12 protein-coding genes are annotated in these 17,671 nt (G+C 38.4%); all 12 read left to right on the top strand.

From position 1 onward, the window contains the following. Nucleotides 1–6: 6 nt before the first annotated feature. The 12 genes from ACIFUW_RS01515 to ACIFUW_RS01570 all read left to right on the top strand — a co-directional run bounded on the left by ACIFUW_RS01515 (nucleotide 7) and on the right by ACIFUW_RS01570 (nucleotide 17,603). The gene (locus ACIFUW_RS01515) at nucleotides 7–1,782 is read left to right on the top strand and encodes an HTH domain-containing protein (protein WP_002351198.1); all 1,776 of its coding nucleotides are present in this window, start codon (nucleotides 7–9) and stop codon (nucleotides 1,780–1,782) included. Nucleotides 1,783–1,839: 57 nt separating this feature from the next. After that, nucleotides 1,840–3,735, top strand: a complete 1,896-nt coding sequence (locus ACIFUW_RS01520; RefSeq protein WP_002317516.1) for a beta-glucoside-specific PTS transporter subunit IIABC — start codon at nucleotides 1,840–1,842, stop codon at nucleotides 3,733–3,735. After that, complete coding sequence (locus ACIFUW_RS01525) at nucleotides 3,732–5,189, top strand: glycoside hydrolase family 1 protein (protein ID WP_002300024.1); 1,458 nt, start codon at nucleotides 3,732–3,734, stop codon at nucleotides 5,187–5,189. The genes ACIFUW_RS01520 and ACIFUW_RS01525 overlap by 4 nt, the downstream gene beginning before the upstream one ends. A gap of 583 nt (nucleotides 5,190–5,772) precedes the next feature. Further along, nucleotides 5,773–6,207, top strand: coding sequence for a MarR family winged helix-turn-helix transcriptional regulator (locus tag ACIFUW_RS01530; RefSeq protein WP_002294674.1), 435 nt, complete (start codon nucleotides 5,773–5,775; stop codon nucleotides 6,205–6,207). Between the two features lie 100 nt (nucleotides 6,208–6,307). Continuing rightward, a complete protein-coding gene (locus ACIFUW_RS01535) occupies nucleotides 6,308–7,399 on the top strand; it encodes an NADH-dependent flavin oxidoreductase (protein WP_002294672.1) in 1,092 nt (363 codons plus the stop codon). Between the two features lie 29 nt (nucleotides 7,400–7,428). Then, entirely contained in the window at nucleotides 7,429–8,106 is a 678-nt protein-coding gene (locus ACIFUW_RS01540) for a type 1 glutamine amidotransferase domain-containing protein (protein ID WP_002294671.1), read from the top strand. A gap of 331 nt (nucleotides 8,107–8,437) precedes the next feature. Further along, complete coding sequence (locus ACIFUW_RS01545) at nucleotides 8,438–9,733, top strand: FAD-dependent oxidoreductase (RefSeq protein ID WP_002301179.1); 1,296 nt, start codon at nucleotides 8,438–8,440, stop codon at nucleotides 9,731–9,733. Continuing rightward, nucleotides 9,723–11,183: a helix-turn-helix domain-containing protein gene (locus ACIFUW_RS01550; protein WP_002296783.1), complete on the top strand. Its 1,461-nt coding sequence runs from the start codon at nucleotides 9,723–9,725 to the stop codon at nucleotides 11,181–11,183. Before ACIFUW_RS01545 ends, ACIFUW_RS01550 begins: the two co-directional genes overlap by 11 nt. A gap of 135 nt (nucleotides 11,184–11,318) precedes the next feature. After that, entirely contained in the window at nucleotides 11,319–12,815 is a 1,497-nt protein-coding gene (gene glpK, locus ACIFUW_RS01555) for a glycerol kinase GlpK (protein ID WP_002294668.1), read from the top strand. A 13-nt stretch (nucleotides 12,816–12,828) separates the two neighbouring features. Further along, complete coding sequence (gene glpO, locus ACIFUW_RS01560; protein WP_085811548.1) at nucleotides 12,829–14,652, top strand: type 1 glycerol-3-phosphate oxidase; 1,824 nt, start codon at nucleotides 12,829–12,831, stop codon at nucleotides 14,650–14,652. Then, complete coding sequence (locus ACIFUW_RS01565) at nucleotides 14,653–15,369, top strand: MIP/aquaporin family protein (RefSeq protein WP_002292560.1); 717 nt, start codon at nucleotides 14,653–14,655, stop codon at nucleotides 15,367–15,369. Nucleotides 15,370–15,674: 305 nt separating this feature from the next. After that, a complete protein-coding gene (locus ACIFUW_RS01570; RefSeq protein WP_002294659.1) occupies nucleotides 15,675–17,603 on the top strand; it encodes an endonuclease MutS2 in 1,929 nt (642 codons plus the stop codon). Nucleotides 17,604–17,671 lie beyond the last annotated feature (68 nt).

The following is a 17,671-nucleotide window of genomic DNA, read 5'->3' on the forward strand; positions in this document are numbered from 1 at the left end:
TCCTGTATGTTTATAACAAAGAGGAGGTGTAAGCAAATGGACTTAAATAAACGACAACTCCAAATTCTTGTAGTATTAAGAAATAAGAATCATTGGATAACAAGCGAAGAATTAGCTGAAGCTTTAGGTACCAACAAGAAAACGATCCAAACTGAAATCAAAAATATGCTTGCTATCTACGAGAAGAAAATCATTATCCAGTCAAATAAACGTTCAGGTTATTTTTTAGAATCAATTGAATCTGAAACTAAACAGCAAATCATACAAGAGGTGACGAAACATAAAATCTATTCCAGCATGGATTTCCGAGCTTCAACTATTGTGACGTACTTATTGTTTCAAAAAGGGTATGTCAGTATGCAAAAGATAGCAGACATTTTCTTTCTTTCAAAAACAGCCGTATCATTACAAATAAAAACGATTTTGCGTTGGATCGAGCGCAATCCTAAATTAGAACTGGAAGTTTCGTCGACAAAAGGACTAAAAATCATTGCTGAAGAAAATTCAAAAAGAATTTTCTTATCTCTTGTTGGAACAGAAACGGTGATCCAACACGCAAGGTTGCCTCAACAAATCAGTACAATTTTTTCCAATATCATGCCGACTGTCCAAAAGACATTAAAAGAGGTTCTTATATCATATAATTATATTGTTTCAGGAGAGGACTTCATACGATTTTCTCGGTATCTCGTTTTGACCATTCTTCGAAGAGAAGAACTTTTAGAAAAAACAAACAGGTATACATTATTTATTCCGATGGTAGAGACCCTCACAAAAAAGTTATCATCAGAACTACCCTATTCTTTTTCCAATCAAGAAAAACAAGCAATTGAAAATCGACTATTAGAGTTAAATTATTTGATGATTAATGATGAAAAAAACAAAGAAATAGAGAAGAATCTAAGAGCATTTGAGCAAACGATTATTCGTTTTTTAGATCTTCCTGTTTCGTTATTGTTCCATGAAACAGAATTTTTGCTAACCCATATCAAACAAATGAAAACGAGGATGGATGCCGGACATAATACCATGAATCATTTTGTACAAAAGATCATCTCCCGTTATCCTTTAGAAATTTATTTAATTCGGCGTTTCTTCCCAATACATTTTCAATTACGTCCCAATTTAGCTGAAAGCGCTTATTTGGTTTTGTATCTTGCCGAAGCGTTGAATCCTTTTCGAAAACAAGGGGAGATACTGATTGTTAGTAACCAGCCAATTAGTATTTTGAATACACTAAAAAAACAGATTCAACAAAGTATGAACATGTGGATCAAAGAATGCCGGATAGAACCAGTGTATCTTTTCAAAAATCAATCAAACAAAATAACGGAATATGATGCAATTTTGACTACTGAGCAAGAGCTTATTTTTGAGTGGGATGATTTGATTTATCTACCTAGTGTTCTAGATGAGTTTGAATCTTCGGAGATTTATCAGATTTTGCGTGAAAAGCTGACCATAGTTGAAGAAAAAAAGAAAACAAAACTGCTTGATCATTACTACAAAGAAGAAAATCAAATAAAAATCCATAAAAAGATAGATTCCATTCAGCAACTAATCTCTCCTAGTTCTGACCTAGTTATGCTTCCGTTAAATGCCGAGACTTTGTTGTGCTGTCTTATCAAAAGCCAAGTAGAAACAAAAATCACAGAGTATCAGCTTGAGATACCACTTATACATCAGCAAAGGAAGATCAAGCGTGTTTTTTTTGTCTCCTTTGACTATAAGAGAAACGATATACTTGTTTTCTTTCAAGCAGTGAGTGATTTGCTCGGCTAAGTAAACCATACACACTATTGTACAGTTTCGTTCGCTATTAGAAGGGGTACTAATTGAATGGAGAAACCGTTTTCTAAGAACTATACTTATCTTGTAAGAAGGATTGCTACGGCATTAATTAACAAGGGGGAAGTAAAAATGGACTATTCACAATTAGCGAAAGATATTGTCCGATTTGTCGGAGGCGAAGAAAATGTCAGCAATGTTTACCATTGTGCAACAAGGTTACGCTTTACCCTAAAAGATAATAAGAAGGCAGATAAGGAGAAGGTAGAGCAACTAGAAGGTGTGATCACTGTAGTCGAAGCTGGAGGAATGTTTCAAGTCGTAGTAGGAAATGCAGTAAATGAAGTGTATGACGTATTATCCAAACAAATGAAACTAGAAGATGATGCATCTAGTGGAAAGAGAGGAACTGAGAAAAAAGGCATTTTAAACTCTTTTATAGACATGATCGCCGCTGTTTTTGCCCCGACTTTAGGCGTCTTGGCAGGAAGTGGTTTGATCAAAGGAGTACTCGCCTTATGTACGAGTTTGAATTTATTAACTACTGAATCAGGAACTTATATCATTTTGAATGCAGCAGCTGATGCATTTTTCTATTTCTTGCCTATATTTTTGGCATATACTGCTGCAAAAAAGTTCAATACAGATCGTTTCATCGCTATGGTTATTGCAGCAGCTCTCGTTTATCCTACGATTGTCAGTGCATATAGTGATAGCATAACCTTGCGATTTCTAGGGATGCCCGTGATTCTAGCAAGATATACAAGTACGGTTATTCCAGCAATTTTAGCTGTATGGGTTCTTTCTTATATTGAGCCTAAGATTCGCAAAAGCTTGCACGAAAGTATTCGAAATTTATTGACACCATTCATTTGTATCATCGTGATGGTCCCAATTACTTTATTAGTTGTAGGTCCAATTGCAGATTATGCAAGTCAGCTGATTGCAGCTGGATATTTAGCTGTTTATAACTTTAGCCCTGTTTTATCTGGTGCTGTTATCGGCGGATTTTGGCAAGTGTTAGTGATTTTTGGGTTACATTGGGGACTTGTACCAGTAATGACCAACAATCTTTCTTTCTACGGTCGTGATACGCTAGGTCCAGCATGTATGACTGCCGTAGCTGCGCAAGCAGGAGCAGTACTTGGGGTATTTTTGAAAACGAAAAATAAGAAAGTAAAAAGTTTATCTTTATCTGCATTTATCACAGCATTATTTGGAATCACTGAACCTGCTGTTTATGGTGTGACTCTTAAATATAAACGACCATTTTACATTGCTTGTATATGTGGAGCTATATTTGGTGGAGTAGCTGGTGCCGCAGGAGCCGGTGCTTTGGCAGTTGCTACAAGAAGTATTTTGTCTTTCCCGATTTATATTGGTGAAGGATTTGTTTGGCTAGTTGCTAGTTATTTCTTAGCGATGATCAGTTCCTGTATGCTAACTTTTCTTTTCGGCTACAAGGATGAAATCGAAGAAGAATCCTCAAAGGATATAGTGTTAAGTACTCCTGCAGCAGGTGAAATAATTGATTTATCTGAAGTAAACGATCCAACATTTGCTAGTGGATCTTTAGGAGAAGGGTTTGCGATCATTCCAACGGACGGAAAAATCTACAGTCCTGTAAACGGGGAAGTTTCAACAGTTTTTCCAACGAAACATGCAATTGGGGTAGTCAGTGAAGAAGGAGCAGAGATACTGATCCATATCGGTATTGATACAGTGAATTTAAATGGCAAATACTTTCAAAGTGCAGTATCTGATGGAAAAAAAGTACGTAAAGGCGATTTATTGATGGAAGTAGATTTGCAAGAATTAATCAAAGAGGGATATGATCCGACCACAATGGTTATTGTTACAAATAGTAGTAGATTCAAAAATATCATTACTAGTCATAAGAAAAATAATCAAACAAGAAAACTAGCAAGTTTAGGGGGATCGATATGAAAAAATTTCCAGAAGGATTTTTATGGGGCGGAGCGACAGCGGCCAATCAATGTGAAGGTGCATGGGATGTAGATGAAAAAGGATTATCTGTGTCTGATGTGTATACATTCGACAGCGATTTACCTAAAGAAAAATGGACAGATCAATGGCATATGATGACGCATCAGCAAGTAAAAGCGGCGCAGGATCCCAACAGCAAGTATTATTATCCTAAAAGACACGGAAATGATTTCTATCATCACTTTAAAGAAGACATCCGTTTATTTGCTGAAATGGGTTTTAAATGCTATCGGATGTCTATCGCATGGACAAGAATTTTTCCTCATGGTGATGAAGAAACACCCAATGAAGCGGGATTATTTTTTTATGATCAAGTGTTTGACGAATGTCTAAAATATGGGATTGAGCCAGTCGTTTCTCTTTCCCATTATGAAATGCCGTTATATTTGGTTACAGAATATGGTGGATGGCCTAATCGAAAGCTTATTCAGTTTTACGTTCGTTTCGCTGAAACAGTATTCAAACGCTATAAAAATAAAGTAAAATATTGGATGACTTTCAATGAGATCAACTGTGTAAAACATCACCCTTTTGTTAGCGTAGGAGTAATTGAAGAAAACCATCCCCATTTGGAACAAGCGAAATACCAAGGTGCACACCATCAGTTTATAGCAAGTGCTTTAGCTACAAAAGCTTGTCATGAAATTATCAAAGGTTCACAAGTCGGTTGTATGATCAGCTATCAGCTTCTTGTTCCGTATTCTTGTGATCCGGATGATATTCAAAAAACAATTGAGCAGCAAAGAACTTCTTTGTTCTTTAGTGATGTTCAAGCAAGAGGATATTATCCAGCGTATACGCAACGAATGTTTGAAGAAAAAGGTGTCAACTTAAAAATAGAAGTAGGTGATGAAGAAATCTTAGCAGCCTACCCTGTTGATTTTGTTTCTTTTAGCTACTACATGTCTAGTGCAGTCAGTGCTCATCCAGAAAATTTGGAAGGGGTCCAAGGAAACTTAATAACTGGAGGAATTAAAAATCCGTATCTTCCATCAAGTGAATGGGGCTGGCAGATTGATCCTAAGGGTTTGAGAATTGCTTTGAATCAATTATATGATAGGTATCAAAAACCACTGTTCATAGCTGAAAACGGACTCGGAGCTATAGACAAAGTAGAAGAAGATGGAACCGTTCAAGACGATTACCGCATTGACTATTTGAAGCAGCATATTGAGCAGATGAAGGAAGCTATCGAAGATGGAGTAGATTTATTTGGTTATACGTCGTGGGGCTGCATTGATATCGTCAGCGCTTCTACTTCACAAATGTCAAAACGTTATGGATATATCTATGTTGATCAAGATGACGAAGGGAATGGCACAAAGAAACGGTTAAAGAAAAAATCATTTGATTGGTACAGACAAGTCATCCAATCAAATGGCGAAATCCTATAATAAAAGGAAATAAGGGACTGTGACAAAAGTCTTGTCACAGCCCCTTCTTTACGAATAAACAGTATTCTCCTGCCAACTCCTCGATCACAAGTCACCATAGTCATAAAACATGAGAAGCTGTTTTTTGAAATTGCTCCTTGTGACTCGGAGTTCAACGGCAGGCTCACGACCTCTCAATAAACGGTGTACAATCAGCTGACCATCGGCATTAGCTCAAAAAACGACAAAATATGAGGAACTATTTTTGTTTGGCTGTTCTTATTACTTGATGCAGGACGGCTTTTTCACAACCTCTGATATAAACGGTGTTCAAAAGCCAGTTTTTCGGTATTAAGCCAAATTTATGCAAAAATGTGGAAAGCCATTTTCACAAAATTTTTCTTCATACTCAAAACTAAACGACTTTTTCACAACCTCTGATTCACGGTGTTCCAGAAGGAGTTTTGTCGAAAACAAGCCGAAATTCTTTGAAGATGGCTACTTCTTTTTTTCAAATCTAGACAGAGGAGGCGGACATTATTCCGTGTTTTTTGACAAAAAATAAAAATCATACTATGATATGTACGCCAATGGAGGGGATGAAATGGAAAAGCCAATTGAAAAAGCGTTAGATGAATGTCTTTTCTTTAGCGTGAAAAAGCTAGATCGCATGTTGAATAAATTAGCTGATGAAGCGTTTAGAAGGACAGGTCTGGCACCAACTTATGGTTTTATTTTATTGATATTAAAAGAAAAAGATGGAATACCACAAAAAGATATTGCACAAATGCTCTATTCCGCCCCATCAACGATTGCTCGTTTTGTTGAAAAATTAGAATATAAAGGATACGTCAAAACAGTTAGCGAAGGTCGCTTGTCATTAGTTTATCTTACAGAACAAGGACGCCAATTTGCTAAGGAAGTCGATGGTAGCTGGGAAGAACTTCATCAGTCATACAAAGCAGTTTTGGGAAATGAAGCAAGTAAAGAATTAGCCCAGACAATGAATGATGCAACAGATAAGTTACAAAAAAAATAAAATTTTTTAAGCAAATTAGTTGCATGTACAACTAATCGAGTGGTTTAATGATAGATGATTCTCGATAGGTTAATCAGAGCGAATTATGGGAGGAATGACAATGTCACAATTTGATCAATCAATTACTTTACCTTCAGGAGTTCAATTGAAGAACCGATTGATGCTGTCGCCTATGACGACACAACTCAGCTTTTTCAATGGAGTGATCACCGAAGATGAGATCACTTATTATAAACAACGTTCTAAAGGTCTTGGTGCTGTTATTACTGGTGCTGCAAATGTCCAAGATATCGGAAAAGGCTGGCCAGGTGAACTCAGCATCGCTCATGATGAAATGATTCCTCGATTAAGTGAGCTAGCGAAAGCAATCCAAGGAGAAGGCGCAAAAGCGATTATTCAGATTTTCCACGGTGGACGAATGACAAGTCGAGCAACTTTATCTGGAGAACAGCCTGTATCTGCAAGTGCAGTTGCAGCAAAACGTCCTGATGCGGAAACACCACGAGCAATGAGTGAAGAAGAAATCGTTGAAACAATCCAAGCATTTGGCAAAGCCACACGTAGAGCGATTGAATCAGGATTTGATGGAATCGAGTTGCATGGAGCAAATACGTATTTGATCCAACAATTTTTCTCTCCGCATTCGAATAGACGAGAGGATCAATGGGGCGGTAGCTTGGAAAATCGTTATCGTTTTATTGAAGAATTATTAACAACGGTTTTCTCAGCGGTTGAACAATATGCTAAAAAACCATTCATCGTAGGGTATCGTTTCTCACCAGAAGAATATGAAACACCAGGTATCCGTTTTGAAGACACGATCTGGCTTCTTGAACGATTACGTGAGTCAAAACTAGATTATCTGCATGTTTCATTAAATATGTATGATCGAATAGCTCGTTCTGATAAATACAACGATAAATCGATTCTTGAAGTGGTCCATAACACGATTCAAGGAAAGATCCCTTTAGTTGGTGTCGGTGGGATCCGCAATCGCGAAGATGTAGAGCAGGTATTGAAATATGCAGAACTTGCAGCAATTGGACAGCAAATGATCGTCGATCCTGACTGGGCAGAGAAATTATTGGAAAACCGTGAGGATGAATTTGTAACGAAACCTTTTGAAGAAGCATATAAAGAGCTTTATTTGCCAAGCCCATTATATAATTTCTTGAAAGCACGTTATCAATAACGCAATTTTTATAGAAAGAGGATGGGAAAATGAAAGTATTGATCGTATTAACAAATGTAGAAAAGTACGAAAAGATCGAGCGTCCTACAGGTTTGTGGTTAAGTGAACTGACTCATTTTTATGATGTATTAGTAAAAAATGGGATCGATGCAGATTTTGTCAGTCCTAAAGGCGGATATGTACCTTTAGAACCGCAAAGTGTTTTGAATATGGATGAAATCGATTGGGCCTATTATGAAGATGAAGATTTCAGAAATCGGGCCTTGGGAAATACCTTACGTCCTGATGATGTGGATGCAAATGATTATGCAGCGGTTTATTATGCTGGTGGCCACGGAACAATGTGGGATTTTCCAGAAGCAATAGATCTTGGGAAAGTCGCTTCACAAATCTATCGAAATGAAGGGCTGGTCTCAGCTGTTTGTCACGGTGTTGTAGGATTGTTGCCAGTTACAGATGAGTCTGGAAAATCTATTTTAGCTGGACGTACAGTGACTGGGTTCAGTAATGAAGAAGAGGAAGCAAATGGTACAACGAATGAAGTACCATTCTTAGCAGAAGATGCTTTGAAAGAAAAAGGAGCAAACTATCAGTCTGGAGCAGCTTTTTCAGAAGTGGTTCAAATTGATGGGCGGCTTCTTACAGGGCAAAATCCTCAATCTGCTCATCAATTAGGCGAAGCAGTTGTTGAAGCATTAAAGAATTAAAAATAAATGATGTGTCTATTCTAACTATTACATTACACACGCTAAAACTCGTCTTTTCGTTCTTTTCTGTTTCCTATTTGGACAGAGGTACGTAAAAGGCGAGTTTTTTTCTTTTATAAGAGTACATTTTTTGAAACATCTCTTCAGAAATGATACTCTTCAATTAGGTCCACTAGTACATTATTGAGAAGCAGACCTAGAACACGGTATGATGGAGAGGGTTGATTCTGCTGCATCGCTATGTATCATAAGGTTGAAAGCGAGTTATGAATACTGTGTTTTCTGATTGAGAAGTTAGCAGTAGAACACCTTATAAGAAAGAGGAATGCAGATGAACATTGTAATTGTCGGCGGGTCGTTTGCAGGGATTCATGCGGCTATTTATCTTCGCCAATTGATGCCAACAAGTGAAATATATTTGATTGAAAAGCAATCGAAGTTAGGATGGATTCCCAGCGGGTTCAATTTGATATTAAAAGGAAAGGTTACCAGTGAAAAACAACTTTCTTGGATCACGAAAGAAGAACTGACTGACCGCTATCGAATCCATGTTTACACAGAAAAGACAGTAATAGGATTGAAAGAAAAAAAAGTCGTTTTAGCAGGAGGAAAAAAATTGGATTTTGATCGTTTGATTCTAGCGACTGGTTCAAATCAAAAGTTTCGAAATATTTCTGCAGAATCAACGCTTATTCACCCAGTTAAAAAGATACAAAACGTAACGGCTCTTCAGCAAAAGATCATGAATGCAAAGAAAATTGCAATTATTGGTGCAGGACAAGCAGGAATCGAAATAGCTGAAGGGTTGGCATCAAGAAAAAAACAAATCCATCTTTACGAAAGCCGAAAGTCAATTCTTTTTCGTTATCTAGATCCTGAAATGACAGAACCGTTAGTAAAGGAAATGAAAAATCAAGGGCTTTCACTTTTTTTAGAAGAACAAGTTGTGTCTTTGACCGAAAATGAAACCGCTATTGTAGAGACGGAAAAAAGAAAGGAGAACTATGATCTTGTTTTGCTGGCTAATCATTCTCGCCCCGACAATCAGATGTGGGAAGAACAATTAACATTGAATGATGATGGAACGATCTGGGTAGATGACTACTTGCAAACGTCTCAAAAAGACGTTTATGCGATTGGCGATGCGATCCAAGTAACTTTTCGTCCAACAAATGAAAAAATGTATGTTTCTCTAGTAAATAACGCTGTCCGTACAGCACGAAATGTCAGCAAGACAATTAGTGGCTCACAGACAAAGGATCAGGGAACCTATCGTCCAGTCGGCAATCAGTGGTTTGGCTATTTCTTAGGAAGCGTAGGTTTGACAGAAGAAGAGAGCATTTTTTATCCCCAAAAAATTGAAACAGGATACGTAGACTACAAGCTTACAGCAATAAATCAAAGCAAAGTTAAACTCAAATTTCTATTTGATTCTGAAAAAAAGATTCTTGGAGCACAGCTCCAAAGCAAAAAAGAGATGTTCCACCTTCTTGACCAACTGACAATTGCAGTAAAAGAAGGATGGACGTTTGAACAGTTAGAAGAACATGAGCTATTTTTCCAGCCAGAATACCGTGTGCCAGATATGGTGTGGTCAAAGGTGGCGAATACTGCCTATGAAGATTGAAGCATTATTAGAAAGAAAAGAGCAGTTACAGATCCTGATTTTGCGAAACCTTGTTCTGCAAGGGGGAACAGCCTCTATCAATGGTTTGAGAGAGCATGTCCAACTGTCAAAAGCCTCGTTTGATCAATATTTGGAAGATATTGAATTGATTGGCCGAATGATGGAAAAAAAAGTAGAAGTACAGCGAAATGAGTATCAGGCGCTGCTTGTGTTGGACGAAGATGTAAGTTTGGAAAAAATTCTATTGTTTTTATTGCAGGAAAGCTTAAAGTTTAAGATGCTCGTCTATTTATTAGAACATCAGCAAGTATCCATCGTTCGATTAGCGACAGCGTTTAATATCAGTGAGTCTTCTGTTTTTCGAAAGATCAAAGAATTGAACCAGCTCTTAGAGGAATTTGGATTACAAATCAAAAACGGTCAATTATACGGAGAAGAGCTACAGATACGATATTTTTATTATGAACTATTCCAATATATCCCGGAAGATCAGCGACCGCTTTTTTTGCAAAATACACCAGAAAAAAGACCGTTCATTCTAGGATTGGACCGTGTATTAGAAACAACGTTTACGGCATCAGCAGAAGCACAGATTGCTTGCTGGCTCGGGATTACGAAAAAAAGACTATTGAATGAAAAAAGTACGTACGCAACTTTGAAAGAAAAGAAATTACTCTATCAGTCGGACCGGCTTTATCAAGCAATCGATCCAATCATCGTGATGCATCTTAGTCGAACAGCAGCAGAACTGAATGTATACGAAACAATGATGTTTTACAGCTTTTTTGTTTCTTTTTCGATAGTAGACGAAGAAATATTTTATCAGTATGATTTGACACGGAGCAAAAAGTTACCAACCGCTGTTTTAGATACTTACATTCGGGAAACGATGTTATGGCATTATCGTCCTCGTCGTTTGAAAATCAAAGAAGAAAAGGCAGTAGGCTACCAAATTTCCCAGATCAACAATGAATGGTTTTTCTTTGTTGGAAAGATCGAAGTCTATGAGCGTGATCGGCTTTTGGAACAGCAGCAGAAAATGCTCGGGCATTCCTTAACACAGTTACTGGCGAAATTACAGGAAACAGCGGTGCAGCAATTGCCGAGGAAAAGAGCTGAAGATAGTGAGCTTAGTTACCTGATGATCCAGTATGCCAATGTTCTTTTGATGATCGATTTTTATATTGCAAAACCAGTAGTGATTGGAATCGATTTAGAAAGTCTGCCGATTTATCGTATTGCTTTTCAACAATATCTGATCAGAGAACTGAGGGGAATCGGCGGTATTGAGATTGGAAGTTATGAAGAAGGTAAAGAATATGATTTGGTGATCACATTTTGCCAGAGAAACAAAAAACAGTGTGAATATTATCTGTCAGAATTTGCGTCACCTTACGACATTATTCGATTGAAAAGAAGAATAGAGACGCTGAAAAAAGAAAAGAATTGATTAAAAAATAGCTTCATAATAAAAAACTGTCAAAAAAAGAAAAAAAGAATAAAATTTTGACAGTTTCTTTTTTTAAAACAGTAGTATGATAAGAGTAGTTAAAGAAAGCGTTTGCATATAATGGAGGGAATCACAATGACAGAATCAACGTATATCATGGCGATTGACCAAGGTACAACTAGCTCACGAGCAATTATCTTTGACAAGAAAGGAAGACACATCGGCAGTTCTCAAAAAGAGTTCACGCAATATTTCCCGCAAGAAAGTTGGGTGGAACATGATGCAAATGAAATCTGGAATTCTGTACAGTCAGTTATTGCCGGAGCGTTCATCGAATCAGGGATCAAACCAAATCAGATTGCTGGGATTGGCATAACGAACCAGCGTGAAACAACAGTAATATGGGAAAAAGATACAGGACGTCCAATCTATCATGCAGTTGTTTGGCAATCCAGACAGTCAGCTGGAATTGCAGATAACTTAAAAAATGAAGGCTATCAAGAATTTTTCCACGAAAAAACAGGGTTAGTGATCGATGCCTATTTCTCAGCAACGAAGATACGCTGGATTCTTGATCATGTAGAAGGCGCGCAAGAACGAGCTGAAAAAGGCGAATTGATGTTTGGAACGATCGATTCTTGGTTAGTATGGAAACTGACCGATGGACAAGCACATGTTACTGATTACTCGAATGCCAGTCGGACGATGTTGTTCAATATCCATCAGCTAGATTGGGATCAGGAGATTTTAGATTTACTAAATATTCCTCGAGTGATGTTACCAAAAGTCACTTCTAACTCAGAAGTTTATGGTTATACGCAAGGTTATCATTTTTATGGAAGCGAAGCACCAATTTCAGGGATGGCAGGAGACCAGCAAGCCGCATTATTCGGACAAATGGCATTCGAACCAGGCATGGTCAAGAATACTTATGGTACAGGTTCATTTATTGTCATGAATACCGGTGAAAAACCGCAATTATCCAAAAATAATTTATTGACGACAATTGGTTACGGCATAAATGGAAAGGTTTACTATGCTTTAGAAGGAAGTATTTTTGTGGCTGGTTCTTCGATTCAATGGCTGAGAGATGGACTTCAAATGTTGCAAAAAGCTAGCGATTCAGAAGACGCAGCGAAACGCTCTACAAGCGAAGATGAGGTTTATGTTGTTCCTGCATTCGTTGGGCTAGGTGCTCCTTATTGGGATCAGGCAGCACGAGGGGCTATGTTTGGCTTGACACGTGGTACGACAAAAGAAGATATCATTAAAGCTACTTTACAGTCGATTGCTTATCAAGTGAGAGATATCATCGATACGATGCAAGATGACACTGGAATCAAGATTCCTGTATTGAAAGTAGATGGCGGTGCAGCAAACAATGAATATCTGATGCAATTCCAAACAGATATCTTGAATGTACCGATCCAACGAGCAGAAAACTTGGAAACAACGGCGCTAGGGGCAGCATTTTTAGCAGGATTAGCTGTCGGTTATTGGAAAGATACAGACGAGATCCGCGAATTTTATGAAGCTGGCAAGCTATTTGAAGTTCAAATGGAGGAAGAGCGCCGAGAAAAACTTTACAACGGTTGGAAAAAAGCAGTAAAAGCTACCCAAGCATTTGAATAAGGAGGAAATCCATATGTTTTCAAACAAGACAAGACAAGATAGCATTCAAAAAATGCAGCAAGAAGAATTGGATCTGTTGATCATCGGTGGCGGAATCACTGGTGCCGGTGTGGCAGTCCAGTCAGCAGCATCAGGAATCAAAACAGGATTGATCGAAATGCAGGATTTTGCAGAAGGGACTTCCTCTCGCTCGACCAAACTTGTTCATGGCGGTATTCGTTATCTGAAGACATTTGATGTGGAAGTAGTAGCTGACACAGTTGGTGAACGTGCAGTCGTACAAAGTATTGCCCCACACATCCCAAAACCAGATCCAATGCTTTTGCCAATCTATGAGGGCGAAGGAGCAACAACCTTCAATATGTTCTCGGTCAAAGTAGCAATGGACCTTTATGACAAACTGGCAAATGTGACAGGAACCAAATATGAGAATTATACGCTGATACCAGAAGAAGTATTGGAAAGAGAACCGTTTTTGAAAAAAGAAGGGCTAAAAGGCGCGGGTGTCTATCTAGATTTCCGCAACAATGATGCCCGTTTAGTGATTGATAATATCAAAAAGGCTGCCGAAGATGGGGCTTATCTAGTAAGTAAAATGAAAGCGGTTGGCTTTTTATATGATGGCGATCAAATCGTTGGCGTCAAAGCTCGTGACCTGCTGACAGATGAAGTGATCGAAATCAAAGCAAAATTAGTGATCAATACGAGTGGTCCTTGGGTAGATAAAGTACGAAACTTGAATTTTACGCGTCCAGTCTCTCCTAAAATGCGTCCAACTAAAGGGATCCATTTAGTTGTAGATGCGAAAAAACTGCCTGTACCGCAACCCACATACTTCGATACAGGAAAGCAAGATGGGCGGATGGTTTTTGCTATTCCAAGAGAAAACAAGACTTACTTTGGTACGACAGATACGGATTACCAAGGAGATTTTACGGATCCGAAAGTCACACAAGAAGATGTAGATTATCTATTGGATGTGATCAATCATCGCTATCCAGAAGCAAATATCACATTGAATGATATCGAAGCAAGCTGGGCAGGACTTCGTCCACTGTTGATTGGTAATTCTGGTTCTGATTACAATGGTGGAGATAATGGATCGATTTCAGACAAGAGCTTCAATAAAGTTGTCGATACAGTAAGTGAATATAAGGAAAACAAAGTTTCTCGTGCTGAAGTAGAAGACGTGTTGAACCATTTGGAAAACAGCCGTGATGAAAAAGCACCTTCTACGATTTCCAGAGGTAGTTCTTTAGAAAGAGAACCAGATGGTTTGCTGACTTTATCTGGTGGGAAAATCACCGATTACCGTAAGATGGCAGAAGGAGCTTTGCGATTGATACGCCAATTATTAAAAGAAGAATACGGAATAGAGACGAAAGAAATCGACTCTAAAAAATATCAGATTTCAGGTGGAAACTTCGATCCAACTAAATTAGAAGAAACAGTGACAGAATTAGCAAAAGAAGGAGTAGCAGCCGGTTTAGAGGAAGAAGATGCTACTTATATCGCTGATTTTTACGGGACTAATGCCCGACGTATCTTTGAATTAGCAAAAGAAATGGCACCTTATCCTGGTTTGAGTCTCGCTGAGTCAGCTCGGTTACGTTATGGTTTAGAAGAAGAAATGGTTTTGGCCCCAGGCGATTATCTCATTCGTCGTACAAATCATCTGTTGTTTGAACGAGATCAGCTTGATGAGATCAAGCAACCTGTGATCGATGCAATTGCTGGATATTTTGAATGGACAGAAGAGGAGAAGGCGCAACAGACTAAACGTTTAGAAGCATTGATTGCAGAATCAGATCTGCGGGAACTAAAGGGGGAGAAATAAATGAACAGTGATATGACTCAAATCATGGGGGAGTTTATTGGGACACTGATCCTAGTTTTGCTTGGAGATGGTGTGTGTGCGGCTGTGAATTTAAACAAAAGTAAAGCACAGGCTTCTGGCTGGATTGTCATCGCATTTGGTTGGGGACTCGCTGTAACAATGGCTGTCTATATTTCTGGATTCATGGGCCCAGCTCATTTGAATCCTGCAGTCTCTCTAGCTATGGCGATGACAGGGGCAATTAGTTGGAATCTTGTCGTTCCTTTCATCATTGCGCAAGTTTTAGGAGCTTTTGCAGGGGCCATTCTTGTTTGGCTTTCTTATTTGCCACATTGGAATGCAACGAAAGATGAAAGCGCGATTTTAGGAACGTTTGCAACAGGTCCTGCTATACGGAATTATCCAGCAAATGTGATCACAGAATTAATTGGTACATTTGTATTAGTTCTTGGGTTGCTAGCTTTTGGACAAAACGAATTTGCACCTGGAACGAACGTATTCGCTGTAGGTGGATTGATCTTAGCCATCGGTCTTTCATTAGGAGGGCCAACAGGATATGCAATCAACCCTGCTCGGGACTTTGGTCCTCGATTAGCACATGCGGTATTGCCAATAGCTAATAAAGGAACTTCAGATTGGGCATATTCATGGGTACCAATCGCAGGTCCAATGATCGGAGCAATTATCGCGGTAGGTGTCTATTCATTAATGGTGTAAATCTATAAAACATACTAAAGTTTGACAACCAAAATGTGTCTTGCTATAGTTAAGTGGAAAATAAATAAGACCTAGAAGAATGGGGTATGTTTTGTGAGTGTAGCTGGTATCTAATCAGTAAGTCGAATAGCCAATAAACAAAGTTTATTTGGTGTGCTTATGAAACGGTACCTGTCAGGAAAACAATATCTTTGTATTCTAATAAGGATAGGACATGACTTTTTTAAGCTGTGTTCTATCCTTTTATTTATCTCTAGGCCCTTATTTATTTTGGGACAGGTATCTCTTCAAGAAAAGGAGAGAATATGGACAACGAAATGATTAGTCAATTACAATTTGATCGGATCAAAAAGGAAATCCAAGCAAGAGCAATTGGAAACTATAGCAAAAAACGAATCAGCGATATGACGGTCTCGACAAACCTACAAACTGTCTTGGATCGTCAAGAAGAAACAAGAGAAGCACGCTTGATCTTAGAAAGCAGTCAGCATGTTCCATTTATGGGGTTGCCGAGGATCGATGCACTGACAGAACAAGTCAAAAAAGGGTTGATTCTGCAGCCAACCGATTTGATCGAATATGCGGATTTTCTTAGAAGCAGTCGGATGATCACAAAGTTTTTTGATAAGAATCAATACCAGACACCCTTGTTGTTTGCTTATAGCAAACATCTTCCTGATTTGATAAATGTAGAAGAGTTGATTGACCAGAAAATAAAAAATAATAAAGTCAGTGACGACGCGTCACGTAATTTGCGTAAAGTACGCAAACAATTACAACTAATCGAAAAAGAAATCCAGTCAAAATTACTGAAATTCTTGCGTCATCCGAAAAACAAAGAAATGATCCAAGAAGCAATGATTGTTCAAAAAGGCGAATACTATACGATTCCTATCAAAGCCAGCTATAAAAATAAAATAGATGGAACGATTATCGATGAATCAAATAAAAGAACGACGGTTTTTATTGAACCAACTGTGATTTCTAAATTGAATGAACACTATCAGTTGTTAAAAGCTGAAGAAATCAGTGAAGAATATCAAGTCCTGGCGGCATTGACTGGTGCTATCGCAGAAAACGAAGAAGTGATCGATTTATTGATCGAAACGATCACGGTGTTAGATATCATCTTTGCTCGGGCAAAATTTAGCCGAGAAATCAATGGAAGCACACCTAGAATCAATAAATCGGAACATATCATTATCAAGCAAGGCAGACATCCATTTTTACCTGAGCATGCGGTACCATTGGATGTTGAAATCGGTAAAGACTATCGAGGCTTGATTATCACCGGAGCAAATGCCGGAGGCAAAACAGTCGTGTTGAAGACAGTCGGTTTATTGACTTTGATGGCGATGTTCGGTATGCAAGTTCCGGCAAAAGAAGGGACAGAGCTTGCTGTCTTTGATGAGATTTTCGTCGATGTCGGTGACCACCAAAATTTAGAAAATGCGTTGAGTACATTTTCTGGTCATATGCAAAACATCGCTGCTATTTTGAAAAAGATAAAAAGGAATACGTTGGTACTTTTAGATGAGATTGGCAGTGGAACAGAGCCAAATGAAGGGGCTGCACTAGCGATCGCAATCATGGAATCTATGTATGAGCAAGGGGCATTGATCATTGCCACGACCCATTATGGAGAAATCAAGAAATTCGCCGGAGATCATGAAGATTTTGTGCCGGCTGCTATGGCTTTCGATCGGGAAGCACTTCGTCCTAAATATCAGTTGCGGGTTGGAGAAACAGGAGAAAGCCAAGCTTTGTGGATTGCTCATAAAATGGATATGTCGATGAAATTGATCCATCAAGCAGAGCGTTACTTGGCGGAAAAAGCCTATCGGACACAGAAAAAAGAATTTCTTCCTAAGACAGCAGTTACAAATAGGAAGGAGAATAAAAAAGAACGCCAGCTCTTTGCAAAAGGTGATCGGATATTTGTCAATGAATACCAAAAAGAAGCGTTAGTTTATGAAGATATAGGTGAAGATACGATTGATGTATATTTAGACAAAAAAATAATCCACGTGCCTCGTCAGCGTGTTCGTCTGGTGCGTTCAGCAGAAGATCTGTACCCGACAGGTTACGATTTAGACAGTCTGTTTATCGATTATAAAACACGTAAACGGCAGCGTGACCTAGAGCGAGGATCAAAAAAAGCTCATAAAGTACTAGTAAAAGAAATGCGCAAACGACAGGAAGAAAGAAGAGTAAACGATGAAAACAGCAAGTGATTATCTCAAATTAGCTCATAATATCAGTGGCTGTAAAGAAAAATAAAAACAGTGAAATCATTGGTTTT

The organism is Enterococcus sp. PLH-Efm8 (genome assembly GCF_053011625.1).

Bases quoted from the DNA above. Each gene is read 5' to 3' on its own strand.
- ACIFUW_RS01520 (WP_002317516.1), top strand. From the start codon at position 1,840: ATGGAGAAACCGTTTTCTAAGAACTATACTTATCTTGTAAGAAGGATT.
- ACIFUW_RS01545 (WP_002301179.1), top strand. From the start codon at position 8,438: ATGAACATTGTAATTGTCGGCGGGTCGTTTGCAGGGATTCATGCGGCT.
- ACIFUW_RS01515 (WP_002351198.1), top strand. From the start codon at position 7: ATGTTTATAACAAAGAGGAGGTGTAAGCAAATGGACTTAAATAAACGA.
- ACIFUW_RS01540 (WP_002294671.1), top strand. From the start codon at position 7,429: ATGAAAGTATTGATCGTATTAACAAATGTAGAAAAGTACGAAAAGATC.
- glpO (WP_085811548.1), top strand. From the start codon at position 12,829: ATGTTTTCAAACAAGACAAGACAAGATAGCATTCAAAAAATGCAGCAA.
- ACIFUW_RS01565 (WP_002292560.1), top strand. From the start codon at position 14,653: ATGAACAGTGATATGACTCAAATCATGGGGGAGTTTATTGGGACACTG.
- ACIFUW_RS01525 (WP_002300024.1), top strand. From the start codon at position 3,732: ATGAAAAAATTTCCAGAAGGATTTTTATGGGGCGGAGCGACAGCGGCC.
- glpK (WP_002294668.1), top strand. From the start codon at position 11,319: ATGACAGAATCAACGTATATCATGGCGATTGACCAAGGTACAACTAGC.
- ACIFUW_RS01530 (WP_002294674.1), top strand. From the start codon at position 5,773: ATGGAAAAGCCAATTGAAAAAGCGTTAGATGAATGTCTTTTCTTTAGC.
- ACIFUW_RS01535 (WP_002294672.1), top strand. From the start codon at position 6,308: ATGTCACAATTTGATCAATCAATTACTTTACCTTCAGGAGTTCAATTG.
- ACIFUW_RS01570 (WP_002294659.1), top strand. From the start codon at position 15,675: ATGGACAACGAAATGATTAGTCAATTACAATTTGATCGGATCAAAAAG.
- ACIFUW_RS01550 (WP_002296783.1), top strand. From the start codon at position 9,723: ATGAAGATTGAAGCATTATTAGAAAGAAAAGAGCAGTTACAGATCCTG.